The sequence below is a fragment of the Acinetobacter sp. ANC_7553 genome (genome assembly GCF_056779895.1).
Window position 1 is genome coordinate 1 of record NZ_JBWYIV010000008.1, and the last position, 24,989, is coordinate 24,989.

General features: G+C 40.3%; 23 protein-coding genes and 1 tRNA gene. 18 read left to right on the top strand and 6 right to left on the bottom strand.

Annotated features, from left to right (window positions below):
* The 11 genes from AC1M9I_RS07520 to AC1M9I_RS07570 form a co-directional block, all read left to right on the top strand.
* Positions 1–91, top strand: a 91-nt coding sequence (locus tag AC1M9I_RS07520) for an EF-Tu C-terminal domain-related protein (RefSeq protein ID WP_019509660.1), incomplete at its 5' end; no start/stop codon positions are given.
* Positions 92–138: 47 nt separating this feature from the next.
* Positions 139–214, top strand: a tRNA-Trp gene (locus tag AC1M9I_RS07525).
* A gap of 77 nt (positions 215–291) precedes the next feature.
* A complete protein-coding gene (gene secE / locus AC1M9I_RS07530; RefSeq protein ID WP_035265936.1) occupies positions 292–732 on the top strand; it encodes a preprotein translocase subunit SecE in 441 nt (146 codons plus the stop codon).
* A 7-nt stretch (positions 733–739) separates the two neighbouring features.
* Positions 740–1,273 (top strand): transcription termination/antitermination protein NusG, encoded by a 534-nt coding sequence (nusG, locus tag AC1M9I_RS07535; RefSeq protein WP_035265938.1) that lies wholly within the window; start codon positions 740–742, stop codon positions 1,271–1,273.
* Positions 1,274–1,388: 115 nt separating this feature from the next.
* Positions 1,389–1,817 (top strand): 50S ribosomal protein L11, encoded by a 429-nt coding sequence (rplK, locus tag AC1M9I_RS07540; protein WP_004813566.1) that lies wholly within the window; start codon positions 1,389–1,391, stop codon positions 1,815–1,817.
* A gap of 3 nt (positions 1,818–1,820) precedes the next feature.
* On the top strand, positions 1,821–2,516 hold the full coding sequence (gene rplA, locus AC1M9I_RS07545) for a 50S ribosomal protein L1 (RefSeq protein WP_035265940.1): 696 nt from the start codon (positions 1,821–1,823) through the stop codon (positions 2,514–2,516).
* A 301-nt stretch (positions 2,517–2,817) separates the two neighbouring features.
* The gene (rplJ, locus tag AC1M9I_RS07550; protein WP_481610873.1) at positions 2,818–3,324 is read left to right on the top strand and encodes a 50S ribosomal protein L10; all 507 of its coding nucleotides are present in this window, start codon (positions 2,818–2,820) and stop codon (positions 3,322–3,324) included.
* 51 nt (positions 3,325–3,375) lie between these two features.
* Positions 3,376–3,747, top strand: a complete 372-nt coding sequence (rplL, locus tag AC1M9I_RS07555) for a 50S ribosomal protein L7/L12 (RefSeq protein ID WP_035265942.1) — start codon at positions 3,376–3,378, stop codon at positions 3,745–3,747.
* Positions 3,748–4,052: 305 nt separating this feature from the next.
* The gene (gene rpoB / locus AC1M9I_RS07560; protein ID WP_092766627.1) at positions 4,053–8,141 is read left to right on the top strand and encodes a DNA-directed RNA polymerase subunit beta; all 4,089 of its coding nucleotides are present in this window, start codon (positions 4,053–4,055) and stop codon (positions 8,139–8,141) included.
* Positions 8,142–8,285: 144 nt separating this feature from the next.
* Positions 8,286–12,479, top strand: coding sequence for a DNA-directed RNA polymerase subunit beta' (gene rpoC / locus AC1M9I_RS07565; RefSeq protein ID WP_035265945.1), 4,194 nt, complete (start codon positions 8,286–8,288; stop codon positions 12,477–12,479).
* 197 nt (positions 12,480–12,676) lie between these two features.
* Entirely contained in the window at positions 12,677–13,033 is a 357-nt protein-coding gene (locus AC1M9I_RS07570) for a DNA transfer protein p32 (RefSeq protein WP_481594792.1), read from the top strand.
* A 62-nt stretch (positions 13,034–13,095) separates the two neighbouring features.
* On the opposite strand, the gene AC1M9I_RS07575 is transcribed toward AC1M9I_RS07570, so the two are convergent.
* Positions 13,096–13,584, bottom strand: a complete 489-nt coding sequence (locus AC1M9I_RS07575; RefSeq protein WP_035265952.1) for a DUF4442 domain-containing protein — start codon at positions 13,582–13,584, stop codon at positions 13,096–13,098.
* Positions 13,585–13,708: 124 nt separating this feature from the next.
* On the opposite strand from AC1M9I_RS07575, the gene AC1M9I_RS07580 reads away from it, so the two are divergent.
* The 6 genes from AC1M9I_RS07580 to AC1M9I_RS07605 all read left to right on the top strand — a co-directional run bounded on the left by AC1M9I_RS07580 (position 13,709) and on the right by AC1M9I_RS07605 (position 19,935).
* Positions 13,709–14,587, top strand: coding sequence for an alpha/beta fold hydrolase (locus AC1M9I_RS07580; RefSeq protein ID WP_180028978.1), 879 nt, complete (start codon positions 13,709–13,711; stop codon positions 14,585–14,587).
* Positions 14,588–14,679: 92 nt separating this feature from the next.
* Complete coding sequence (locus AC1M9I_RS07585) at positions 14,680–16,050, top strand: Na+/H+ antiporter family protein (protein ID WP_092766629.1); 1,371 nt, start codon at positions 14,680–14,682, stop codon at positions 16,048–16,050.
* Between the two features lie 307 nt (positions 16,051–16,357).
* On the top strand, positions 16,358–16,942 hold the full coding sequence (locus AC1M9I_RS07590) for an OmpW/AlkL family protein (protein WP_481610874.1): 585 nt from the start codon (positions 16,358–16,360) through the stop codon (positions 16,940–16,942).
* 131 nt (positions 16,943–17,073) lie between these two features.
* A complete protein-coding gene (locus AC1M9I_RS07595; protein WP_481610875.1) occupies positions 17,074–17,421 on the top strand; it encodes a lysozyme inhibitor LprI family protein in 348 nt (115 codons plus the stop codon).
* Positions 17,422–17,513: 92 nt separating this feature from the next.
* The gene (htpG, locus tag AC1M9I_RS07600; protein WP_481610876.1) at positions 17,514–19,433 is read left to right on the top strand and encodes a molecular chaperone HtpG; all 1,920 of its coding nucleotides are present in this window, start codon (positions 17,514–17,516) and stop codon (positions 19,431–19,433) included.
* A gap of 220 nt (positions 19,434–19,653) precedes the next feature.
* Complete coding sequence (locus tag AC1M9I_RS07605) at positions 19,654–19,935, top strand: hypothetical protein (RefSeq protein ID WP_481588578.1); 282 nt, start codon at positions 19,654–19,656, stop codon at positions 19,933–19,935.
* A gap of 60 nt (positions 19,936–19,995) precedes the next feature.
* Here the strand turns inward: AC1M9I_RS07605 and AC1M9I_RS07610 are convergent, their stop codons facing one another.
* Together AC1M9I_RS07610 and AC1M9I_RS07615 are read right to left on the bottom strand one after the other, a co-directional pair.
* Positions 19,996–21,192 (bottom strand): hypothetical protein, encoded by a 1,197-nt coding sequence (locus AC1M9I_RS07610; RefSeq protein WP_481610877.1) that lies wholly within the window; start codon positions 21,190–21,192, stop codon positions 19,996–19,998.
* Positions 21,193–21,620: 428 nt separating this feature from the next.
* A complete protein-coding gene (locus AC1M9I_RS07615; protein ID WP_481610878.1) occupies positions 21,621–22,334 on the bottom strand; it encodes a DsbA family oxidoreductase in 714 nt (237 codons plus the stop codon).
* 298 nt (positions 22,335–22,632) lie between these two features.
* Between AC1M9I_RS07615 and AC1M9I_RS07620 the strand changes: the two genes are divergently transcribed.
* Positions 22,633–23,427: a hypothetical protein gene (locus AC1M9I_RS07620; RefSeq protein WP_481610879.1), complete on the top strand. Its 795-nt coding sequence runs from the start codon at positions 22,633–22,635 to the stop codon at positions 23,425–23,427.
* 54 nt (positions 23,428–23,481) lie between these two features.
* Here AC1M9I_RS07620 and AC1M9I_RS07625 read toward each other — a convergent pair whose 3' ends face one another.
* The 3 genes from AC1M9I_RS07625 to AC1M9I_RS07635 all read right to left on the bottom strand — a co-directional run bounded on the left by AC1M9I_RS07625 (position 23,482) and on the right by AC1M9I_RS07635 (position 24,880).
* Positions 23,482–23,811 (bottom strand): lipoprotein N-acyltransferase Lnb domain-containing protein, encoded by a 330-nt coding sequence (locus AC1M9I_RS07625; protein ID WP_481610910.1) that lies wholly within the window; start codon positions 23,809–23,811, stop codon positions 23,482–23,484.
* The gene (locus tag AC1M9I_RS07630; protein ID WP_481610911.1) at positions 23,732–24,214 is read right to left on the bottom strand and encodes a lipoprotein N-acyltransferase Lnb domain-containing protein; all 483 of its coding nucleotides are present in this window, start codon (positions 24,212–24,214) and stop codon (positions 23,732–23,734) included. Before AC1M9I_RS07630 ends, AC1M9I_RS07625 begins: the two co-directional genes overlap by 80 nt.
* 417 nt (positions 24,215–24,631) lie before the next feature.
* On the bottom strand, positions 24,632–24,880 hold the full coding sequence (locus tag AC1M9I_RS07635; protein WP_481594797.1) for a hypothetical protein: 249 nt from the start codon (positions 24,878–24,880) through the stop codon (positions 24,632–24,634).
* Positions 24,881–24,989: the final 109 nt, after the last annotated feature.

Genomic DNA, 24,989 nt, shown 5'->3' on the forward strand with positions numbered 1-24,989 from the left:
CCCAATCGCAATGGACCCAGGTCTACGTTTTGCGATCCGTGAAGGTGGTCGTACAGTTGGTGCTGGTGTTGTTGCGAAAGTAACTGCATAATAGAAGTACAAACGAAAACCGAGAGTTTCGATTCTCGGTTTTGTTATAGGTCAGTAGTTCAATTGGTAGAGCGTCGGTCTCCAAAACCGAATGTTGGGGGTTCGAGTCCCTCCTGGCCTGCCAAATTATTTTTGATAAAAAGCTTGATGCTGGCTAAACTGGTCATATAATAAGTCGCGAATTCAACGACGAGTACAAAAATGTCGAATGATAAATCGCGTGACGCATTAAGCGACGCGCCAATTCCTCAAAGAAACAATTCCGCTGAAGTCGTTAAATCTGGTTCACCAGTTGACGTGATTTTATGGATTATTGCATTGGCATTACTTGCTGGTGCACTTATGGTAAATCAACATCTTCCAGCATATTGGGTTCCCGCAAACAATATTTGGGTGCGTGTTGGGGTGATTTTGGCTTGTATCGTTGTGGCTTTAGGTTTATTATACGCCACCCATCAAGGCAAAGGCTTTGTTCGTTTGTTGAAAGACTCACGCATTGAACTGCGTCGAGTGATTTGGCCAACAAAGCAAGAAACAGTAACTGCATCATGGCAAGTGTTACTTGTTGTTGTAATCACCGCTATTGGTTTATGGTGTTTTGATTACATTATTAGTTGGTTGATGAAGTTTATTATCGGGTAAAAGAGCTATGAAACGTTGGTACATTATTCATGCCTATTCAGGTTATGAAAAACAAGTGATGCGTTCGCTTAATGATCGAATCCAGCGTAGCGCTGTTGCCGATAGCTTTGGTGAAGTCCTTGTTCCTACCGAAGAAGTGGTAGAGATGAAGGATGGTAAGAAACGTAAGTCAGAGCGTAAATTCTTTCCTGGCTATGTGTTAGTTGAAATGGAAATGAATGACGATACTTGGCACATTGTTAAAGAATGTCCAAAAGTACTCGGATTTATTGGTGGTACGGCAGAAAAGCCTGCTCCAATTACGCAAAAAGAAGCTGACGCGATTCTTGCACGTGTACGCAATACTGGCGAAGCACCTCGTCCTAAGACAATGTTCGAGCCAGGCGAAGAATTATTGGTTACTGATGGTCCATTCACAGACTTTAAAGGTGTGGTGGAAGAAGTTCAGTACGAAAAGTCACGCTTAACGTTGACGATTAATGTATTCAATCGACCAACTCAAGTTGAATTGGAATTTCGCCAAGTCGAAAAAACAATTTAATCTGAATTGGTTGAAAACGCCCGATTTTATTAATCGGGCATTGTTGTTGTAACGGTATCGTTACTTGTAAATATTGGGGAGCCTTAACCGGCGTTTGTACCCAGAGGTAATTGAAATGGCTAAGAAGATTGACGGCTATATCAAGCTGCAAGTTCCAGCTGGTAAAGCGAATCCATCTCCACCAATCGGTCCTGCACTAGGTCAACGTGGTGTAAACATCATGGCATTCTGTAAAGAATTCAATGCTGCTACACAAAAACTTGAAGCTGGTCTTCCGATTCCTGTAGTGATCACTGTGTACAACGACAAGTCGTTCACATTTATCATGAAAACTCCGCCTGCTGCTATTCTGCTTAAGAAAGCTGCTGGTATCCAAAAGGGTTCAGCTGTACCTAACAAAACTAAAGTTGGTAAGTTGACTCGTGCTCAATTAGAAGAGATCGCGACTACTAAAGAACCAGATTTAACTGGTGCTGACTTAGACGCGCGTGTACGTACCATTGCTGGTTCTGCACGTTCTATGGGCTTGGAAGTGGAGCTTTAAGACATGGCTAAATTAACTAAACGTCAAAAAGCGATTGCAGCTGCTGTAGAAGCGAACAAAGTTTATACTTTGGAAGAAGCTGTAGCAGTACTTTCTAGCCTTCCAGCTGCTAAATTCAAAGAATCTTTGGATGTAGCTGTAAATCTAGGTGTTGATCCTCGTAAATCTGACCAAGTTGTTCGTGGCGCGACTACACTTCCTGCAGGTACTGGTAAAACTGTACGTGTAGCTGTGTTTGCTCAAGGTGCTGCTGCTGAAGCTGCTAAAGCTGAAGGCGCGGACGTAGTTGGTTTTGATGACCTTGCTGAAAGCATTCAAGCGGGTAACCTTGACTTTGACGTAGTGATTGCTGCTCCAGATGCAATGCGCGTTGTAGGTAAGTTGGGTACAATCCTTGGTCCACGTGGCTTAATGCCAAACCCTAAAGTGGGTACTGTAACTCCTGACGTAGCGACTGCAGTTAAAAATGCAAAAGCTGGTCAAGCACGTTACCGTGTAGACAAAGCGGGTATCATCCATGCTGCGATCGGTCAAGTAGGTTTCACTGCTGAAGCTGTTCGTCAAAACGTTGAAGCTCTTGTAGCTGACCTTAAGAAAGCAAAACCTGCAACTTCTAAAGGTGTTTATATCAAAAAGATCACTTTAAGCTCAACTATGGGTCCTGGTCTTACTATTGATGTAACTAACGTTTCTAACTAAGTTTAACTTAGACAGAATTTTAAAGCCCTGAGTAAGATTTGAAGCGTTGCTTCAAATCTTACGCAAGATACCGGTTTTGGATTTCTTGCGAACTTAGGCAAACTTTGAATTGGTAAATGAGAATTTATCAGCGTCAAAGACCTCAGGCGAGGGGAGTTTTATGCTTCGCTCTTAATATTCCAGCCTGCGTAGACGCGGTGGTGTGATTTAGTTCATCCTCCGCGTGTTGACTCAGTGATGAGTTAACGAACTGGGAGTGTACTTCGCGTGAGTACATAAATCACCGTTAGGAGGTTTTACAATGGCTCTTCTTATCGAAGACAAAAAACAGATCGTAGCTGAAGTTAACGCTGTTGCTTCTACTGCTTTCACTGCTGTTGTTGCTGACTACCAAGGTTTAACTGTTGAGCAATTAACTGCTCTTCGTGTTGAAGCTCGTAAACTAGGTGTTACTACACGTATCGTGCGTAATACTTTAGCTAAACGTGCTCTTCAAGATACTCAGTTCGATATCTTGAGCGACAACCTTGTTGGCCCAACAATTTTAGCTTTCTCGACTTCTGAAGACGACATGGGCGCAGCTGCTCGTTTGTTTGAAGAATTTGCTAAAACTAATAAAGCATTTGAACTTAAAGCTGCTGCATTCGATGGCAAGGTTTATCAAGGTGCTGAAGTTAGCGTAATCGCGAACCTTCCGAACCAAGAAAAAGCGCTTACTATGCTTGCAAACGTTCTTCAAGCTCCTATTTCGAAATTGGGTCGCCTTATTACTGCGCTCAAAGAGAAAAACGAGTCAGAAGCTGCTTAAGCTTAATAAATCAATTTCCACACCATTCAATATCCATTTGGAGTTATTCTCATGGCTTTAACTAACGAAGAAATCTTAAACGCAGTTGCTGAAAAAACTGTTCTTGAACTTGTTGAACTTATCTCTGCTTTTGAAGAGAAATTCAATGTATCTGCTGCTGCTGTAGCTGTAGCTGCTGCTCCAGGTGCTGGCGCTGCTGCTGCTGAAGAACAAACTGAATTCAACGTAGAGTTGACTTCTTTCGGTGCTAACAAAGTTGCTGTAATTAAAGCAGTTCGTGAAGCTACTGGTCTTGGTCTTAAAGAAGCTAAAGATTTAGTTGAAGGCGCTCCAGCTCTTCTTAAAGAAGGTGTTTCTAAAGAAGAAGCTGAAGAACTTAAGAAGAAACTTGAAGAAGCTGGTGCTCAAGTTACTGTTAAGTAATTTCGCCATGGGGCCAATATTAATTTGACCCCAAAAATTGGCTGATGGCTCTTGGGTCATCAGCCTTTTTGCGTTACAATTATCGGCTCGATTTTTGTTAACTTGATGTAAAAATCATCAATACCAACTATAATTGAATAAAATCAAACGCTTACCAATATTTTTCCATGTTTAAAAATATTGTTAAGCGTTTTAATACCACTGAACATTGCAGCATTTGAACAAAGTGGTGGTCATATCGACCTGCGTAATTCCTTCTAGACCCGTTCTGCAGGCGGGTTTAGTTTACTTTCCGAGGACTCCAGATGGCATACTCATATACCGAAAAGAAACGGATCCGTAAGAATTTTGGTAAATTGCCCCAAGTGATGGATGCTCCGTACCTGCTCGCGATTCAAGTCGACTCGTACAGAACGTTCCTTCAAGATGGCAAAACACCAAAAAACCGCGAAGATATCGGTCTCCAAGCCGCATTTCGTTCAGTTTTTCCAATTGAAAGTTATTCTGGGAATGCTGCTTTAGAATTCGTTGAGTATAGCCTTGGTAAACCAGAGTTTGACGTTCGCGAATGTATTCTTCGTGGCTCAACTTATGCGGCACCAATGCGCGTAAAAATTCGTTTGATCATTAAAGATCGCGAAACGAAATCAATTAAAGACGTACGTGAACAAGAAGTGTACATGGGTGAAATGCCACTTATGACACAGAACGGTACGTTCGTGATCAATGGTACTGAGCGTGTAATCGTATCTCAATTACATCGTTCACCTGGTGTGTTCTTTGATCATGACAAAGGTAAGACGCATTCAAGTGGTAAGGTGCTTTATTCTGCACGTATCATTCCTTACCGTGGCTCATGGTTAGACTTTGAATTTGATGCTAAAGACTTAGTATACGTACGTATTGACCGTCGTCGTAAGTTACTTGCGACTGTGATTCTTCGTGCCTTGAACTATACAAACGAACAAATTCTAGACATGTTCTATGAAAAAGTTCCTGTATATCTAGACATGGGCAGCTATCAAATTGACTTGGTTCCAGAGCGTCTGCGTGGCGAAATGGCACAATTTGATATCACAGATAATGACGGTAAGACAATCGTTGAGCAAGGTAAACGTATTAATGCGCGTCATGTTCGTCAAATGGAAGCTGCAGGCTTAACTAAACTTCCAGTACCTGATGAATATTTGTATGAGCGTATTACTGCTGAAGACATTACATTACACAATGGTGATGTGATTGCTGCAAACACGGTTCTTAGCCATGAAGTGATGGTTAAAATTGCTGAAGGCGGCGTTAAGCAATTTAACCTACTTTATACCAATGACATCGATCGCGGTTCATTCGTAGCTGATTCATTACGTGCTGATACGACTTCTGGTCGTGAAGAAGCGCTTGTAGAAATTTACAAGGTAATGCGTCCAGGTGAGCCACCAACGAAAGAAGCTGCAGAAAACTTGTTCAATAACTTGTTCTTCTCTTCTGAACGTTATGATTTATCACCAGTCGGTCGTATGAAGTTCAACCGTCGTTTGGGTCGTCCTTACGAAGTGGGTACAGATCAGAAGTCGCGTGAAGTTGAAGGTATTCTTTCAAACGATGACATTATTGACGTATTAAAAACACTGGTTGAAATCCGTAACGGTAAAGGTGAAGTCGATGATATCGACCACCTAGGTAACCGTCGCGTGCGTTCTGTTGGAGAAATGACAGAAAACCAATTCCGTGTTGGTCTAGTTCGTGTTGAACGTGCTGTGAAAGAGCGTTTATCACAAGCAGAGACAGATAACTTGTCTCCACAAGACTTGATTAATGCTAAACCAGTAGCGGCTGCAATCAAAGAATTCTTTGGTTCAAGCCAGTTATCTCAGTTCATGGATCAAAACAACCCATTGTCTGAAATTACACACAAACGTCGTGTATCAGCATTAGGTCCAGGTGGTTTAACACGTGAACGTGCGGGCTTCGAAGTACGTGACGTACATCAAACTCACTACGGTCGTGTTTGTCCAATTGAAACGCCTGAAGGTCCAAACATTGGTTTGATCAACTCATTATCTGTATATGCGAAAGCGAATAGCTTTGGTTTCTTAGAAACTCCATATCGTAAAGTTGTTGATGGTCGTGTAACGGATGAAGTTGAATATTTATCAGCAATTGAAGAAGTAGGTACTGTGATTGCACAGGCCGATTCTCAATTGGATAAAGATGGCAACTTAACAGAAGAATTCGTATCTGTTCGTCACCAAGGTGACTTCGTACGTATGCCGCCAGAAAAAGTAACGCACATGGACGTATCTGCTCAGCAGGTTGTTTCTGTGGCTGCGTCACTGATTCCATTCCTTGAACACGATGATGCGAACCGTGCATTGATGGGTTCAAACATGCAACGTCAGGCTGTTCCTACGCTGATTGCTGACAAGCCTCTTGTTGGTACAGGTATGGAAGCGAACGTGGCGCATGACTCAGGCGTGTGTGTGATCGCGAAACGTGGCGGGCGTATTGAATACGTAGATGCATCTCGTGTCGTTATTCGTGTGAATGAAGATGAAATGGTTGCGGGTGAAGCAGGTGTAGATATCTACAACTTGATTAAATACACACGTTCAAACCAAAACACATGTATTAACCAAAAAGTACTTGTGAACCTAGGCGACAAAGTTGGTCGTGGTGATGTACTTGCTGATGGTCCATCAACTGATGGCGGTGAATTGGCTCTTGGTCAAAACATGCGTGTCGCGTTCATGACTTGGAACGGTTATAACTACGAAGACTCGATCTTATTATCTGAGCGTGTTCTTCAAGAAGATCGTTTGACGTCTATTCACATTCAAGAACTCTCTTGTGTTGCGCGTGATACTAAACTTGGTTCTGAAGAAATTACTGCTGATATTCCGAACGTAGGCGAGGCTGCACTTTCTAAGCTTGATGAATCAGGTATTGTCTATATCGGTGCTGAAGTAACTGCTGGTGACATTTTAGTTGGTAAAGTAACACCTAAGGGCGAAACGCAGTTGACTCCTGAAGAAAAATTGCTTCGTGCAATCTTTGGTGAAAAAGCAGCTGATGTGAAAGACTCTTCACTTCGTGTTCCATCTGGTACGAAGGGTACAGTCATCGACGTTCAAGTGTTTACTCGTGATGGTATCGAGAAAGACGAACGTGCTCAAGCGATTGAAAAAGCTCAACTTGATGCATACCGTAAAGATTTGAAAGAAGAATACAAAATCTTCGAAGAAGCTGCACGTGAGCGCGTTGTACGTTTGTTGAATGGTCAAGAGTCTAATGGCGGCGGTACAACAAAACGTGGCGATAAGTTAACTGATGAAGTTCTTTCAAATCTAGAACTTGTTGATCTACTTGATATCCAACCAGTAGATGAAGGCATCGCGGAGCGTTTAACTCAAATTCAAGTATTCTTGAAAGAAAAGAGTCTTGAAATCGATGAGAAATTCGCTGAGAAAAAACGTAAGCTTTCTACAGGTGATGAGTTAACAACTGGCGTATTGAAAGTTGTTAAAGTTTACCTAGCAGTAAAACGTCGTATTCAGCCTGGTGATAAGATGGCGGGTCGTCATGGTAACAAAGGTGTTGTATCAAACATCTTGCCAGTTGAAGACATGCCACATGATGCGAATGGTGTTCCAGTAGATATCGTATTGAACCCACTAGGTGTACCTTCACGTATGAACGTGGGTCAGATTCTTGAAACTCACTTGGGTATGGCTGCGAAAGGTCTTGGTGACAAGATCGATCAAATGTTGAAAGAACAACGTACTGTACTTGAACTTCGTGAATTCTTAGACAAGATTTACAACAAAGTTGGTGGCGAGCAAGAAGATCTTGATAGCTTAACTGATGATGAAATCTTGGCACTTTCAGGCAACCTCCGTAAAGGTGTTCCACTTGCAACACCAGTATTTGACGGTGCCGAAGAAGGTCAAATCAAAGAGTTATTAGAACTATCTGGTCTTTCACGTACTGGTCAGACAGTACTGTATGATGGCCGTACTGGTGAACGTTTTGACCGTCCTGTAACTGTAGGTTACATGTACATGTTGAAATTGAACCACTTGGTTGATGACAAGATGCATGCGCGTTCTACAGGTTCTTACTCGCTTGTAACGCAACAGCCGCTTGGTGGTAAAGCACAATTCGGTGGTCAGCGTTTCGGTGAGATGGAGGTCTGGGCACTCGAAGCATATGGCGCAGCTTATACGCTTCAAGAAATGCTGACTGTGAAGTCGGATGACGTTGAGGGTCGTACCCGTATCTATAAGAACATTGTAGATGGTAACCATTATATGGACCCAGGTATGCCTGAATCGTTCAACGTATTGACCAAAGAGATCCGTTCTTTAGGTATCAACATTGAACTGAAAAATGGTGACTAAATCCCCCTAAAGCCCCCTTTGATAAGGGGGAGACTTTCCCCTCTTTAAAAAAGAGGGGTTAGGGGAGATTACCAATTCAGTTAAAAAACAATATTTGTGACCCAGTTGTGAAGTGAAAATCTCCACAACACACGGAGAAAAAAATTGAAAGACTTGCTCGATATCATGCGCAAAAAGACGGATTCAGACGGTCATGCTCCTGTAGAGTTTGATCGCATCCGTATTGGTCTTGCGTCACCAGAAATGATTAAGTCATGGTCTCATGGTGAAGTTAAAAAGCCAGAGACAATTAACTATCGTACGTTCAAACCTGAACGTGATGGTTTATTCTGTGCCAAAATTTTTGGTCCAGTAAAAGATTACGAATGCTTGTGTGGTAAATACAAGCGTATGAAATACAAAGGCGTCATTTGTGAAAAATGTGGCGTTGAAGTAACAACTGCGAAAGTTCGTCGTGAACGTATGGGTCACATTGAGCTTGCTTCACCAGTTGCACACATTTGGTTCTTAAAATCACTGCCTAGCCGTATCGGTCTTCTTTTAGACATGACGCTACGTGATATCGAACGTGTATTGTATTTCGAATCTTACGTTGTAACAGATCCTGGTATGACTCCTTTCGAAAAATACCAACTTCTGAATGATGAAGAATACTTCACAGCATTAGAAGAGCACGGTGATGAATTCACTGCGAAAATGGGTGCTGAAGCAGTTCAAGATTTGTTGAAAGACATTGATCTTGAAGCTGAGATTTCTCGTTTACGTGAAGAAATTCCGAATACAACTTCTGAAACGAAGCTTAAGAAAGCATCTAAGCGTTTGAAGTTAATGGAAGCGTTCAAAGAGTCGAATAACAAACCAGAATGGATGGTGTTGACTGTACTTCCAGTACTTCCACCAGATCTTCGTCCGCTTGTACCACTTGAAGGTGGTCGTTTCGCGACATCTGATTTGAACGATCTTTATCGTCGTGTGATTAACCGTAACAACCGTTTAAAGCGTCTTCTTGACCTAGCTGCTCCAGACATCATCGTACGTAACGAAAAACGTATGTTACAAGAGTCTGTAGATGCATTGTTAGACAACGGTCGTCGTGGTCGTGCGATTACGGGTTCGAACAAACGTCCTCTTAAATCTTTGGCAGACATGATCAAAGGTAAACAAGGTCGTTTCCGTCAAAACTTACTTGGTAAGCGTGTTGACTATTCTGGTCGTTCGGTAATTACTGTAGGTCCTACTTTACGTCTTCACCAATGTGGTCTTCCTAAGAAAATGGCACTTGAGTTATTCAAGCCGTTTATTTTCGCGAAATTACAAGCGTCTGGTCAAGCAACTACCATTAAAGCTGCGAAGAAAATGGTTGAGCGTGAGACTCCAGAAGTTTGGGACGTTCTAGCATCTGTGATTCGTCAACATCCAGTGATGTTGAACCGTGCGCCAACACTTCACCGTTTAGGTCTTCAAGCATTTGAGCCTGTACTGATTGAAGGTAAAGCAATCCGTCTACACCCACTCGTATGTGCTGCGTTCAACGCCGACTTCGATGGTGACCAAATGGCGGTACACGTTCCATTAACACTTGAAGCTCAATTAGAAGCTCGTGCGTTAATGATGTCAACGAACAACATCTTGTCTCCAGCAAACGGTGAACCAATCATCGTTCCATCGCAAGACGTTGTCTTAGGCTTGTATTACATCACGCGTGATGCAATCAATGCCAAAGGTGAAGGCATGGTGTTCGCGGATACTCACGAAGTAAACCGTGCGCTTGCAACAGGTCAAGTTGATTTACATGCTCGCGTTAAAGCTCGTGTACATCAAACTGTGATCAATGAAAATGGTGAGCGTGAGCAACAAACCATTATCGTTGATACAACGCCAGGCCGTTGTTTACTTTGGGAAGTTGTGCCAGAAGGTTTAAGCTTCGAGCAAATCAACGTTGAGATGACCAAAAAGAACATCTCTAAATTGATCAACTCTTGCTACCGTAAGCTTGGTTTGAAAGATACTGTTATTTTTGCTGACCAATTGATGTACCTCGGTTTCCGTCAAGCAACACGTTCAGGCGTGTCTGTTGGTATGGAAGACATGGTGATTCCACCTGCGAAGTATTCAATCATCGAGAAAGCTGAAGTTGAAGTTCGTGAAATTGAGCAACAGTTCGAACAAGGTTTCGTAACTGCCGGTGAACGTTATAACAAAGTTGTCGATATTTGGGCACGTACAAACGACCAAGTAGCGAAAGCGATGATGGATAACTTGTCTTACACGACTGTTAAGAACAAACAGGGCGAAGATGAGAAACAAAAATCATTCAACTCCATCTACATGATGTCTGACTCTGGTGCCCGTGGTAGTGCAGCACAGATTCGTCAGCTTGCAGGTATGCGTGGTTTGATGGCAAAACCGGATGGCTCGATTATTGAGACACCAATTAAAGCGAACTTCCGTGAAGGTTTGACAGTACTTCAGTACTTCATTTCAACACACGGTGCGCGTAAAGGTTTGGCCGATACAGCATTGAAGACAGCGAACTCGGGTTACTTGACACGTCGTCTTGTAGACGTAGCGCAAGACTTAGTGATTACTGAGCCAGATTGCGGTACTTTTGACGGTCTCGTAATGACGCCATTCATTCAAGGTGGTGATGTTATCGAGAACTTAGGTACTCGTGTGCTCGGTCGTGTACTGGCTGAAGATGCGAAGCGACCAGGTTCTGATGAAGTGGTACTGCCACGTAATACACTCATCGATGAGAAACTTGCAAACTACCTAGAAGAGCAAGGTGTCGATGAAGTTAAAGTGCGTTCAGTAGTAAACTGTGCATCTACTTTTGGTGTATGTGCGAAATGTTATGGTCGTGACCTTGCACGTGGTCACTTGGTGAATCCAGGTGAATCAGTGGGTGTAATGGCTGCTCAATCCATTGGTGAGCCAGGTACACAGTTAACGATGCGTACATTCCACGTGGGTGGTGCTGCGAGCCGAACTTCTGCTGCGAACAGTGTTCAAGTACGTAATGCAGGCTTTGTCCGTTTCCATAATGTGAAGACAGTGCAACACGCTAAAGGTCACTTAGTGTCTGTATCTCGTTCTGGTGAGATTGGTATCACTGATGACATCGGTCGTGAGCGTGAGCGCTATAAACTTCCTTACGGTGCCTCAATCTTGATTAAAGATGGTGGTGCGGTAGAAGCTGGCGGTATTGTAGCGACTTGGGATCCGCATACGCATCCATTGGTAACAGAAGTTGCTGGTAAAGCACGTTTCAGCCAAATCGCTGATGGCGTGACTGCAACATCGAAAACAGATGATGCAACTGGTATGACGACAGTTGAAATTTTACCTGTAACGTCTCGTCCAGCTTCTGGTAAAGACTTACGTCCAGCGATTGTATTAGATACAGTTGATGGTGGTGAACAGTTCTACTTCTTACCACAAAATACAATTGTGACTGTCCGTGATGGCGAAACAATTGGTGTGGGTGATGTAATTGGTCGTGTACCTCAAGAAACTTCACGTACTCGTGATATTACCGGTGGTCTTCCACGCGTAGCTGACTTGTTTGAAGCGCGTAAGCCGAAAGAACATGCGATCCTTGCAGAAGTTTCAGGTGTTGTAAGCTTTGGTAAAGAAACTAAAGGTAAGAATCGTCTTGTGATCACACCGGATGATGGCTCAGAGATTTACGAAGAGTTAATTCCTAAGTGGCGTACGATTAACGTGTTTGAAGGTGAGCATGTTAACCGTGGTGAAACGATTTCTGATGGTCCGCAAAATCCACATGACATCTTACGTTTGAAAGGTGAAGTGGCGTTGACAAACTACATCGTGAATGAAGTTCAAGACGTATATCGTCTCCAAGGTGTAAAAATCAACGATAAGCACATTGAAGTCATCGTACGTCAAATGTTGCGTAAAGTTGAGATCATCGATGGTGGTGATACAAGCTTCATCAAAGGCGAGCAAGTGGATTACATCCGTGTTGTCCAAGAAAACCAAGCAGTACTTGCTCAGAACAAGTTCCCTGCGAAGTTTGAACGTCAATTGATGGGTATCACGAAAGCTTCACTTTCTACTGACTCGTTCATTTCTGCTGCATCGTTCCAGGAAACAACACGTGTGTTAACTGAAGCTGCTGTAACAGGTAAAGAAGATGATTTACGCGGTCTAAAAGAAAACGTGGTTGTTGGTCGCTTGATCCCAGCGGGTACAGGTTTGGCTTACCACTTAGAGCGTCGTCGTCAAGAAGCAGAAGCTGCTGAACACGAATTGGTTAATGACTTCTCTGAAGTTGACCAAGCGTTCTCACAAGCATTAAATGAAGATCAGTTTTAATCTAAACTGAATTAAGAAGGCACCTACGGGTGCCTTTTTTTATTGAGTTTGATAATGTGAATTTGAGGCTAAATATCTATTTTGAAAAAAAATCTTTACAAATAGCATCATTTTCGCGTTGTCTTGTAACAGAAATTGAAAATTTTATTCTCTAGATCGCGATATGCTTATATAAATAGACAAAGAGGGACATCAAGATGAAAAAGTTAACAGCTGTCATGGCGATGGCAACCGTATCTACAATGCTCCTTGCAGGTTGTGAAAGCATGACGCCGAATCAACAGCGTATTGGTGCAGCTGCTGCAGGCGGTGCACTTGGTGGTGGTGTTGGTAATAATGTTGGTGGTGGTGTTGGTGCAACGCTTGGTGGTGGTGCAGGTGCCGCTGTAGGTAGTAAAGCTCAAGGGGGCTCAGATCGTAATGCCACTTATAGTGGTGTAGGCGGTGCAATCGGGTCTGCAGTAGGTAAAAGTATTTTTGGTGGTAACTCTGGCGCTGCAATTGGTGGTGCAATTGGCGGCGGTGCAGGAGCAGCGATAGAGCAAAAGCAATAGAACAAAATAATCGTTAATTTGCTAAAGTGATAAAAAAAAGCGCTCATAGAGCGCTTTTTTTATTAACGGAAACGTGTGGCTTTTGCCTTCTTGCGACGGATATACACAGTTTTGTGAACTTCTGCGATCCGTAAGCCTGATTCATCCATAATATTCACAGTATAGTTACGGTAAACAGGAGCATGATTGCTAGCGAGCTCTTTGATGAGTTGTATTTCACTGGAATCAATGCGGATATCTGCATAAACAGTGCTACGACCAGGAGTTAAAAAATCGATGCTTGCAGCCTTATCCCAAACAATATATTTATCACCTAAGTGATACATGAGTAATGTCATATAGAATGGGTCAACCATAGAATAAAGGCTACCGCCAAAGTGGACACCCACAATATTTTTATTTTTTCGTGTAAGTGGCATTTTTACACGAATATGATGATTTTTTAAGTCGATTTTATCGATAGTAATGCCTGCGCCTTGAAAGGGTGCAAAGCTATTAAACATATACTTGGAGATTAACGGAATTGTCGTTAGCTTTTTCAAAATACTCATTTAGGTCAATTATTTTTATTTCATTAGTTAGCATACTAAAGTACAAAAAATATTCTGGCATTGATCGAAAATCATCGTAGACCAAGAAAACGGTCAATCAATAACAAAAAAGGTTGAGCATATTATGCAATTTGAATCGCATTGGATTAACACGACAGATCAACAAAAACTCTATGCTAAAACATGGGGAGATCGGAATAAGCCGGCATTGGTGCTTGTGCATGGTTATCCAGACAATCAAGAAGTATGGGAACCAATCATTTCGAATTTAATCGAAGATTATTTTGTTGTGACTTATGATGTGCGTGGCGCTGGTCAATCGAGCGTACCGAAAAAGATTCGCGCTTATGCATTAGCTCAACTGTCTTTGGATTTGGAGAGTGTGGTAAATCATCTGTTGCCAAATCGAAACTTTCATGTGGCAGCACACGATTGGGGCTCAATTCAAACATGGGAATCCGTAACAGAATCTAAATTTAAAGGTCGTATTCTTTCATATACCACTATATCTGGACCATGCTTGGACCATGCTGCTTATTGGATGCGTGAACAATTCAAACATCAAAAACCAAAGTTCTTTAAGCAATTGATTAAGTCTTGGTACATCGTACTATTTCAGCTACCCGTAGTTGCACCGACGATGTGGAATTTTCTCAATCCAGATCGCTGGGGCAAAATATTTGAAATTCTTGAAGATACAAAAGGCTTACCTGTAAACCAAAATATCTCTAAGGATGGTGAGTATGGTGTGGCACTGTATCGGGCAAACTTTATTCCACGTCTAATGATGCCTCGTCAACGTCATGCGATTTGCCCCGTTCAAGCGGTAGTCTTAAAACGCGATAAATATGTAAGTCCAGAGTTGATTGACGAAATTCCAAAATGGGCGACAGGTTTTGAACGTGTTGAGCTAGATGCGAATCATTGGGCTGTTTTAAGTCGTGCCCAAGAGATCGCATCGTATATTAAACAATTTGCAAAAAAAAATGCGCAAGGCGAATAGAATCTGACGAGTGAAGGTATCAACCCCTGATGAGCAGATTTATTACAAACAAATTCTGATAAAATAGTTTTTTTGTCTGATTCCTATTTCTTATGTTTGCAATTCTTGCTGCCATTGGGGTCATGTTTGGCCTCTCTTTGGCTCGTGTGCCTGTGGTATTTGCACTGATCATTGGTGCTGTAACAGGAGGCCTATTGGCTGGTCTTGGTTTACAAGGCACTATGGAAGCGTTTAATGGTGGTTTGGGCAAGGGTGCCCAGATTGCTTTAGCTTATGGTGTACTTGGTGCATTTGCCTTAACTTTGGCTCGTTCAGGTTTGCCAGATCTTCTAGCATATAAAATGATTAATTCACTTAAAGGTGAGGCTAATCTTAAAATACAAAATCGTGTCAAATATGCCATCTTTGCAACGGTTGCAATAGCGGCTGTTTGTTCTCAAAACGTAATTCCCGTGCATATTGCTTTTATTCCTGTATTGATTCCACCATTATTGATGGTATTCAACCATTTAAAGCTTGATCGACGATTGGTTGCATGTCTACTCACATTTGGTTTATGTGCAACTTATATGTTGATCCCAGTCGGCTTTGGTGCAATTTTCCTAAATGATATTTTAGGTCAAAACATCAATACTTTTGGTGAACCACTTGGCTTCCAAATTGATTATGATCAAATCCCTTCTGCGATGGCGATTCCTGTGTTTGGGATGTTCGTAGGTTTATTAATCGCAGTGTTTTATAGCTATCGTAAACCACGAGAATATCGTGACATTCATGTCGAAGAACAACCACAAAGCATTTCGGGTGAAATGGGTGTTCAAGAAGGTTCTGCGAGACCGGAGGTTTCTAAATTTACGATTTATATGGCGGGGGGGGCTGTTTTAGCAACGCTTGCAGTGCAATTGTATTCTGATTCGATGATTTTAGCTGGTTTAGTCGGTGTGGCGATCCTAAGCTGTGCAGGTATTTTCAAGTGGAAAGAAGCTGACGATGTCATCATTACTGGTATGCGTATGATGGCACTCGTGGGTTTTATTATGATCGCAGCACAAGGTTTTGCAGCAGTGATCGGCGCTACTGGTCAGGTTCCAACGCTAGTTGAGGCTTCAGTCGCATGGATTGGTGATAGTCAAGGTTGGGCAGCATTCTGGATGTTACTCATCGGATTGTTAATTACACTAGGTATAGGATCATCATTCTCCACAGTGCCAATTCTTGCAATCATTTATGTCCCATTATGTATTCAGTTTGGTTTTAGTCCAGCAGCAACAATTGCGCTCATAGGTACTGCTGCAGCTCTAGGTGATGCAGGCTCTCCAGCTTCAGACTCGACTTTAGGACCAACATCAGGCTTGAATATGGATGGTCAACATGATCATATGAAAGACAGTGTGATTCCGACATTTATTCATTTCAATATTCCATTGATGATTTTTGGTTGGATCGCGGCAATGGTGCTATAACTACATTTAAAAAATGATTGAATAAAAGGCGATTAATATAATCGCCTTTTTTATTTTAAATCAGATTAAAATAGTAGGATTAAATAAAAATTCCGAGTAAAATAATATGATTAATAGGTTATTTAAAATAATTGATGGTTTTATAATTGACTAAATTGGTATGATTTAAAATAAATTATTATTATAATCAGTTGTTTATAAATAAAATATATTTTATTTAGTTTTTGAGAGTTGCATATTAATTTTTGGCATGTTTATTATATTTAAATAGTGATTTATTTAGATATTTCTTTCAGAGGTTATAATAATGTTAAATAAAATTTCACTGATTGTTTTAGTTGGGATGTCAGCAAATGCACTGGCAGGAGAATGGCAACTTAAGGTAGGTGCATCTGCAATTTCTCCAACGCAAGATACCACTGTGGCTGCTCTAGGAGGAGCTAAAGTGGAAGCCGATGATGAATTTGCTTTTACCCCTTCGGTGGAATATTTCTTTAATGATCAAATTTCTGCTGAATTATTATTAGCGACTCCAGTTCGCCATGATGTTTTGATTAATGGCGCTGATGCAGTGACGATTAAACATTTACCACCAACACTGACTGCGAAATATCATTTTAAAAATACCTCGCGATTTACACCTTATGTTGGTCTTGGTGCAACAGCATTTATTGCTTGGGATGAGCAAGGCGTTCAAAGTGTAAAAGAAGATTTTGGTTATGCAGCGCAGTTAGGTTTCAATTTCCAACCAGCTGATGCAAAAAACTGGGGTGTATTTGCTGACGTACGTTATGCAGATTTGAACCCTGAAGTGACTGTAGATGGAACAACAAAGTTCAAGCTAGATATAGATCCAGTCATCTATAGCATTGGTTACAGCTACAAATTCTAAAAATAAAGTTGCGCCTAGCCCTATTATTCAATAGGGCTTTTTTTATGTGTTGTACTATAACAGGTAGAAAATACCATATAAAAAAACAATTTTTTTCAATAATCTAGAAAGCTCATAACAGAGTAGTATGCATGAAGAACCAATTCATAAAACTCATCATTGTGCTGGCTGCATGTGGAAGTGTTCCAGTATTTGCAGCGAGTTTTGATTGCAAAAAAGCGCAGTCCGAAACTGAGAAAGCTGTTTGTGAACATCGTATCCTGAATGATGCAGATGTTAAAATGGCTGCCACTTATCAAATTCTTCGTCGTTTACTACCGATGGGAATGCGATCAATCATTCAGAATGAACAAGTCAAATGGCTGGAATTACGTGATCAATGCCAAGCAAATTTGCAATGCTTAAATCATGTCTATCAAATGCGTCAGCAAAAACTAGAAATACATCTTGATCGAATTTACAAACAAGGTCCTTTTTAAAAAAAATTAATTTTGACCATTGAAAAAATTAGAAGCTACACCATTCATTAAGCATTCAAAAAAATTGTTTTGATGTGTTTAAGGAGTAGTTTATGAGCGAGCAGAATACACAAAAACATAGTTTCCAAGCGGAAGTTGCTCAGCTTTTACATTTAGTGACGCATTCACTTTATTCAAATCCAGAAATTTTCCTTCGTGAGCTAATTTCAAACGCTTCAGACGCTTGTGATAAATTACGTTTTGAAGGGATTAATCATCCTGAATACTATGAAAATGATCCAGATTTACGTGTACGCGTACAATTGGATAAAGATAATAAAACCATCACCATTTCAGACAACGGTATTGGTTTAAGCCAACAAGAAGCTATTGATAATTTGGGTACGATTGCTAAATCTGGTACTAAAGACTTTATGTCTAAATTAACTGGTGATCAAAAGTCAGATGCACAGTTAATTGGTCAGTTTGGTGTCGGTTTTTATTCTGGCTTTATTGTCGCTGATAAAATCACAGTTGAATCACGTCGTGCAGGGGCTGAAGCTTCAGAAGGTGTACGTTGGATCAGTGGTGGTACAGGCGAATTTGAAGTTGAGCAAATTACAAAAGAAGGTCGCGGTACAGATATTATTCTATACTTGCGCGAAGACGCATTAGATTATTTGCAAAGTTATAAAGTAAAGCAAATTATCAATAAATATTCAGACCATATCAGTTTACCAATTCAAATGGAAAAAGAGGTATGGCAACAAGAAGAAGCAGCTGAGGGAGAAGAAGCCAAACCAGGCCAGTATGTCAAAACGGGTGAATGGGAGGCGATTAATTCTGCCAGCGCATTGTGGACACGTAGTAAGAATGACATTACTGAAGAACAGTATATTGAGTTTTATAAAAACTTAAGTCACGACTTTGAAGCACCGATTACTTGGGCGCATAACCGTGTAGAAGGGAGCACTGAATATACGCAATTACTGTATATCCCAAGTAAAGCACCGCACAACATTTTCTCACGGGAAGCGAAAGCAGGTATCAAGCTCTATGTGAAACGTGTCTTCATCATGGATGATGCAGATAATCTCATCCCGAACTATTTACGTTTCGTACAAGGTGTTGTGGATAGCGCAGACTTACCGTTAAATGTGAGTCGTGAATTACTTCAAGAAAGTCGAGATGTTAAAACCATCCGTGAAGGCAACACACGTCGAATCTTAACAACTTTAGATACTTTAGCTAAATCTGAAGATGAAGCAGATCAAGAGAAATTTAAGAAGTTTTATGCTGAGTTTGGGTCTGTCTTAAAAGAAGGTTTGGGTGAAGATTTCACCAATCGTGACCGAATTTTGAAGCTTCTACGCTTTGCAACTTCAAACAATGATGAGGTCACTACTTCATTGGCTGACTACAAAGCAGCAATGAAAGAAGGTCAAAAGGCGATTTATTATGTAACGGCGGAAAGCTTAGCCGCTGCTAAAAACTCGCCACAACTTGAGTTATTCAAGAAAAAAGGCATCGATGTTCTGCTAATGACTGAACGTGTAGATGAATGGGCAATGGAATTTGTTCATGAGTTTGACGGGACACCAATGCAGAATGTCGCAAAAGGTGCTGTAGACTTAGGTGATTTACAGGATGCTGAAGAGAAAAAAGCATTAGAAGCGGCAGCTGAGCAGTTTAAACCAGTGGTTGAAAAGCTGTCTGAGTCATTAAAAGACAAAACCAAAGAAGTGCGCGTAACCACTCGTTTGGTTGATTCTCCAGCGTGTCTGGTGACTGGTGAAGGCGAATTGTCTCCACAGTTGATTCGCATGTTAAAACAAGCAGGTCAAGCAGTCCCAGAAAGCAAGCCAATTTTAGAGATTAACCCTGAGCATCCATTAGTGAAAAAATTGGAAGGTTCAGCACAATTTGACGATCTTGCAAATGTGATTTTTGATCAAGCGATGATTGCGGAAGGTGGTTTACCAGAAGATCCAGCTGCATATTTAAAACGCATTAACAGCTTATTATTGAAATAAGCGCATATTTTAAATTGTGATCGAAAGCCTATCTTCGGATAGGCTTTTTTAATGCAGCGCCGTCGTAGGATGCAAAAGGAGCTATTTAAGCTTTGGGTTAAACTAGATAAATTTTTTCGATGTTGATGATAAAAAAATACGTCCAAGTTTCGATTTGTAAAACATATCAAAAAATAATAATTAATCTATAATAACGATCATTAAATATTGGGAATATTCTATGAAAACTTCAATGATGCTCGCATTTAGCATGTTTTGTTTGAGCTTAACCAATGTCACTTATGCAGAACAAGATGTGAAGAAAATTGTTCGAAATGATCGTGTAACCGTAGTGAAGCACCAAATTCCACAATTTGATATTAATCCTTTTGTGGATAGTAAACGTATCACACGCACAGATCGCGTCGGTTATGTTTTACCTAAAACTGAAGCTGAAGCATCTCCTAAAAAAACACGTATTACACGTAATGATCGTATCGTGATTCAAAAGCCTGTCATTTGAGAATCTAAGATCCAAAAAAAGCCCATCAATGATGGGCTTTTTTATGACTATTATCGAGCGCTAAAATCTAGCTTCAAGACGAACTAAAGCACGAGGATAGTGTGATCGATCTTCACGCTTGTCATTAAAATAGTTAAGATCACCTTGAACAAAGAACCATTCGCGGAATAAGGGTTGGCGCCAAGAAACAAAAGGTCCCCAACTGTTCATACGTAAATCATCTTCGTTGTAATAACCGCCTACATACATACCGTAGTTAAAGCGGTTATCATGGAAAAACTGATGTTGGCGATAGGTACGATTATCCCAAGTCCAATCATCATCCTGCTCATCCGCATAAGTTAGATAAAGCTGATTTGAAATAAATGCTTCATTTGGACGTGCTTGGGTGAGTTCCAAATTGGTTCTTAGATAATTTTCACTATCTATACCATAACGATAGATTTGTTCAGCATGAAAGGAAAAATCATTCCCGAGAGTCCAATCTTTTTTTGCCTTTAAGCGGGCATAAATGTCATCTCCAGATCGGATACCTACATCAGCATCTAAATCGAAAGGTAATTTATCAGACAGTTGTGACCAACGTAAGGCGATAGAACTGTTATCTTCACGGATTCGCTTAGTGTCGACATTTTTGTCGGGATCACCAGCGGGATTTTCATTGGTAATGGCAATATTGTTGTCAATTTCATTATCCAGTGAATCATCACCAAAGACTAAACTTAATTTACGCTCTAAGGTTGGTAAGTCGATTTTACCGCGTATACGTGGCTTGAATTCGTAATCATCATACTTATTCCATTTATTATCAAAGATTACACGTAGCGTTGCTTTGGCGGTTTCATCTTCATAACCTTCACCAAACCAACCATCGATTCGCTGTGCAGTTCGGTCTGCCCATTGGCGAATCGATTTTTGACGTCGGTCAATCCATGATAAATCTTCAGTCATTTGGGTCGGAGCGTATATTTTTTTATTGGATTGTTCTGGGAATAGTGTCGGCGTTGCATCAACCATGCGAGGAACGTAGTTAATCCAACCTAAGCTATTTTCATCCGATGTTGGCCAGTCTTTTTGTTGAAATTCTAAAGGATAGTCTAAAGTAGGGAATTCGCTACTGACACTAATTTCATCTGTTTGATAAGGATCAGTCAAGTGATCTATCTGATCTTGGCTATACACGAAAGTACTTAAAAAGCTACAACTTAAGACAAGACTTAAGGTTGACGGTTTGAATTGCTGCATGATTCTTTTCATATTCGCTCTAAGTCATTTTCATTGTTAAGCCACTGAATTTATTTATAAAATTAAAAATGGGCTTAAGCATCGTGATATTATTAAAAATCAATGTTTGATCTATTCTAATGAATTGTTCAACAAAATTCACAATAAACAACAATGAATTTATAGTCATTTAAAATTAGAACAGATAATGAGAAGACTTAAAACTCAAATAATTTTATTAAATAATTGTTTTATAGATAAAAAAAGACCTCCTTGGGGAAAGAGGTCTATAAAAATTTACCATGTATAGAGTCATGCAGTGAATCTATACATGAAGTATATTCAGTTCCGATTCACTTGAATAGGCTTGTTTATGCAACGCTGAATTCTATTTTTATAACAGTCTAAATATGGCTTAAGTCATGCAAGCTTAAGCCCGTATTTAGGTTGTCGAAGGTGTTTTATGATTTGCTTGGTGGTACTTCACAATGCTCATCAGTACAAGTTTCTGCATCTTCAACAGTGGGTTGATCTGTTTGTTCATTGGTAGTTGTTAATACTTTGTTGATCACATCTTGGAAGACTTGAGTCGGTTGAGCACCAGCTAAAGCCACACGCTGATCGAATACAAAGAATGGTACGCCAGTCACTTTCAATTGATCACGTGCAAGTTCTTCATCAAATTGGACAAAATCGGCATATTGATCAGAATCCAAAATATCATCCACTTCAACTGGATTTAAACCAATGCGCGAAGCAACATCTTCGAGGGTTTCACGCTCGCCAATGGCTAAACCTTGGGTCATATAGCTATAGAAAAAGGCTTCTTTTGCTTCCGAACCCAATCCTAAGCTTTGTGCATGATGAATAATTCGATGGGCGTTAAATGTATTCCCTGAGTTGGCATTTTCCCAATTGAACTCGATGCCTTCTGCTTTTGCCATTTCCGCAATATTGCGTTGCATTTCTTCAACTTCAGCGACAGTACGCCCATATTTCAATGCCAAACGTTCGCTATTTGAGACTTCTTGACGTGGTGGTGCATCAGGATCTAACTGGAAACTGTGCCAATGGACTTCAAGTTCTACACCAGTTGCAGCAGCTGCTGCTTCTAAACGTTTTTTTCCGATATAGCAAAAAGGGCATACTACATCTGACCACACATCTACACGCATAAAAAATCTCTAATCATCATTTATGAATCTATAGTGTGGGCAATGACAACAAAATTAAAGGTCTAAATCTGAAACGCAGAGTTTCAATCCGATATATTTCTGTCGAAAATATGAATTTTGCGTAATAAATTATTGAAACTTGATCACAGAATCACGAATAAATCGACAAAATCACAGCAATATCCACTAAATTCATTCCTAATTCTGCTTAAAAAATATGCTATACAATACACATCATGTGCTTGTCATTGTTCGCAAGTGATTCATTACTCAAACAAAAAAAGGATAGGAGTTTGAGATGCGCGGAATTTTAGCGGTGGTTATCGTCATGGTGACCTTATTATTTGGTTATTGTGCCTACGCGCAAAATGAAAAAAATGATGAAGTGCAACGTCAACAATTTGATTTGGTGATGACAGAAAAAATTGAGCAGCTTTATGTTCAAGCGAAGGATTGGAAGACCCCTCTGAATTTTAAAGTTGAAGATGAGCGTTTGGATGGTGACTATAAAGTACTTTCTGAATTTATTTTGAAGTACTGGGTAGACAATATTGAATCACGAAATATGTATTTACGTGAGTTAGATCAAGCCAAGTGGGATGAGTTTCTGAACGTTCGTCGCCTAGAATTAGATAAAAAGAATAAATATCAAGACACCGAAAAGATGTTTGTCCAAGTGAAAAAAATTCAATCTGAATATCAAACGCGTGACCAACAAATTTATGCGACAGCTTTACAAGCGCTTGATGCTTTGGAGATGAAAGCAGACTTGCGTGAGCCAATGAAAGAAAAGTTAAAATTCAGCCGACAGCATAATAATGATCAAGCTTTGTTTGCTTTAGAACTTAAGATCACAAAAAAAGCTGAAGAGATGTTTGAGTTTTTGAAGAATCATGACTGGCAACGCCGTAATGAAATGATCCTATTTAAAAGTGATCTCAGTGTGAATCGTTTTAACGAGTTATATCGTGAATTAAATCAATTACAACGAGAAATTGATCAGTTAAAAAATCAAAATGCCGAGGTGATTGAAGCACAAACAGTGAATCAAAGTCCAAGTTCAGAGCCTGCTGTTCAGCAAGAAACGAAATAAACACTCTTTCTTGGCTGTTTCTTTCAGCGTGGTTATAAAAAAAGGATGCCTGCTTTACTCACGGAGTAAGGCAGAAAAGGCTTTACTTGAAAGTAAATGTACATCATGAACATGCTCAATTTTAGGATTAATATGCGCTTTTTCTTTCCATTGATCTAAGGTGATACCATTATCGAGTACTTTTTTGTCATATAAATAGTTTGGAATTAAACTTGGCAATGTCACGCGATAATCTCGTGGAATTTGTCCTACTGCATGTTCTAATAAATCAAACAAGATGGTCGTACAATTACTGATATAGGTGTTATACCAAACTGGGGTATGATTTAGCCGATTGGCTTTGTTCAGGAACTCTAAAAAACAACATCTGAATTTCGGTTTGATTCATTTGAATTGGATAAATATAGACGTCTTCTTCACGAATATTTGAGCGGGTATAAATCAAATCATTTTCATCGCCTACGACCAGTGCCAATTCATACTGCCGAAAAAACCCACCAATGGTGGAGAATCCTTCATCTTTTTCCTGACGAACTTCTAAAGAAAATGCGAGATGTTTACCATCATCAAAACCAAATGTAATAAAAACATGCGCAATAGGACCTTGCATAAAATGTGATACCACTAAATCTATACGATCTAACTTTTCTAAATCATATTGACGTGTTTCCCATTGAATGTCGTAGTCATTATCACTGCGCCAAATGAAGTTGCGAATGTTTTGGATTTCGACTTTGCCATCTTTAAATTGGAGTTGAATGACTTTTTCGGTTTCATCTTGCCATATACGGTCATTTTGGGGTTCTAAGGAAAAAAGCTAATCATGGCAATCAAAAAAATAACCAAATACGCCCATGTGAAATAGGGCTTATAGCTGTGTTGCTTGAAATGGAATATGCCTGTAATGATGGCAAGCCCAACCCAAAACAAGATCAGTACATAAGTAGAAATGGCATTAACAGGCTGATGTGTCCAAATGAATAAAATTGTCCAAATAGCACTGAGAGAGATAAACAAGATGAAAAGGGCATTTCTAATATTTGTAATCATACGCCGTACTTTTCGATGTTTTTCTTTTATAAACAATATTGACCTTTGCCTGAAGCGCAAATTTGTAAAAGAGGATAAAGTATCTAATTCGCTTGTTGAAGTGTGAATATCTTCAGAGGAATGTGCGAACACATTCCTGCTGAATTTTGGAAAATTAAGCTGCTTTTTTAAACCAAGAGAAAAAGCCTTTTTTCTCAGCTTTTTCTGTCGCTTTTACATTAGCTTCAGCTTTTACAGCTTCAACTTTTGCTTGAGCAGGTTCAGCTGTTTGTTGAGCTGTTTGAGCAGCAATAGTTTTTACTTGAGCTTTAAGGGCAGCAGCAGGAGATACGATTTTAGCAGCCATAGCAGATGCAGAAGTAGCAACGATTGCAGTTGCAAGGATAGTTTTAAGCATGTTCATTGTACGCCCTGTTGGAGAAAGGAGAATGTATCAGGCGATATGACACGCTTATGAGTTTTAAGTTGGTGATGAATAAGGTTTTAATGGTTGAATATTCAAATAATTTTAC

Excerpts from the sequence above, each read along its gene's own strand:
- AC1M9I_RS07610 (WP_481610877.1), bottom strand. The coding sequence starts at position 21,192 with ATGAAAAGAATCATGCAGCAATTCAAACCGTCAACCTTAAGTCTTGTC.
- AC1M9I_RS07580 (WP_180028978.1), top strand. The coding sequence starts at position 13,709 with ATGCAATTTGAATCGCATTGGATTAACACGACAGATCAACAAAAACTC.
- secE (WP_035265936.1), top strand. The coding sequence starts at position 292 with ATGTCGAATGATAAATCGCGTGACGCATTAAGCGACGCGCCAATTCCT.
- AC1M9I_RS07575 (WP_035265952.1), bottom strand. The coding sequence starts at position 13,584 with ATGAGTATTTTGAAAAAGCTAACGACAATTCCGTTAATCTCCAAGTAT.
- AC1M9I_RS07585 (WP_092766629.1), top strand. The coding sequence starts at position 14,680 with ATGTTTGCAATTCTTGCTGCCATTGGGGTCATGTTTGGCCTCTCTTTG.
- rplA (WP_035265940.1), top strand. The coding sequence starts at position 1,821 with ATGGCTAAATTAACTAAACGTCAAAAAGCGATTGCAGCTGCTGTAGAA.
- nusG (WP_035265938.1), top strand. The coding sequence starts at position 740 with ATGAAACGTTGGTACATTATTCATGCCTATTCAGGTTATGAAAAACAA.
- rpoB (WP_092766627.1), top strand. The coding sequence starts at position 4,053 with ATGGCATACTCATATACCGAAAAGAAACGGATCCGTAAGAATTTTGGT.
- rplJ (WP_481610873.1), top strand. The coding sequence starts at position 2,818 with ATGGCTCTTCTTATCGAAGACAAAAAACAGATCGTAGCTGAAGTTAAC.
- htpG (WP_481610876.1), top strand. The coding sequence starts at position 17,514 with ATGAGCGAGCAGAATACACAAAAACATAGTTTCCAAGCGGAAGTTGCT.
- AC1M9I_RS07595 (WP_481610875.1), top strand. The coding sequence starts at position 17,074 with ATGAAGAACCAATTCATAAAACTCATCATTGTGCTGGCTGCATGTGGA.
- AC1M9I_RS07615 (WP_481610878.1), bottom strand. The coding sequence starts at position 22,334 with ATGCGTGTAGATGTGTGGTCAGATGTAGTATGCCCTTTTTGCTATATC.
- rplL (WP_035265942.1), top strand. The coding sequence starts at position 3,376 with ATGGCTTTAACTAACGAAGAAATCTTAAACGCAGTTGCTGAAAAAACT.
- AC1M9I_RS07620 (WP_481610879.1), top strand. The coding sequence starts at position 22,633 with ATGCGCGGAATTTTAGCGGTGGTTATCGTCATGGTGACCTTATTATTT.
- AC1M9I_RS07590 (WP_481610874.1), top strand. The coding sequence starts at position 16,358 with ATGTTAAATAAAATTTCACTGATTGTTTTAGTTGGGATGTCAGCAAAT.
- rplK (WP_004813566.1), top strand. The coding sequence starts at position 1,389 with ATGGCTAAGAAGATTGACGGCTATATCAAGCTGCAAGTTCCAGCTGGT.
- AC1M9I_RS07570 (WP_481594792.1), top strand. The coding sequence starts at position 12,677 with ATGAAAAAGTTAACAGCTGTCATGGCGATGGCAACCGTATCTACAATG.
- AC1M9I_RS07635 (WP_481594797.1), bottom strand. The coding sequence starts at position 24,880 with ATGAACATGCTTAAAACTATCCTTGCAACTGCAATCGTTGCTACTTCT.
- AC1M9I_RS07605 (WP_481588578.1), top strand. The coding sequence starts at position 19,654 with ATGAAAACTTCAATGATGCTCGCATTTAGCATGTTTTGTTTGAGCTTA.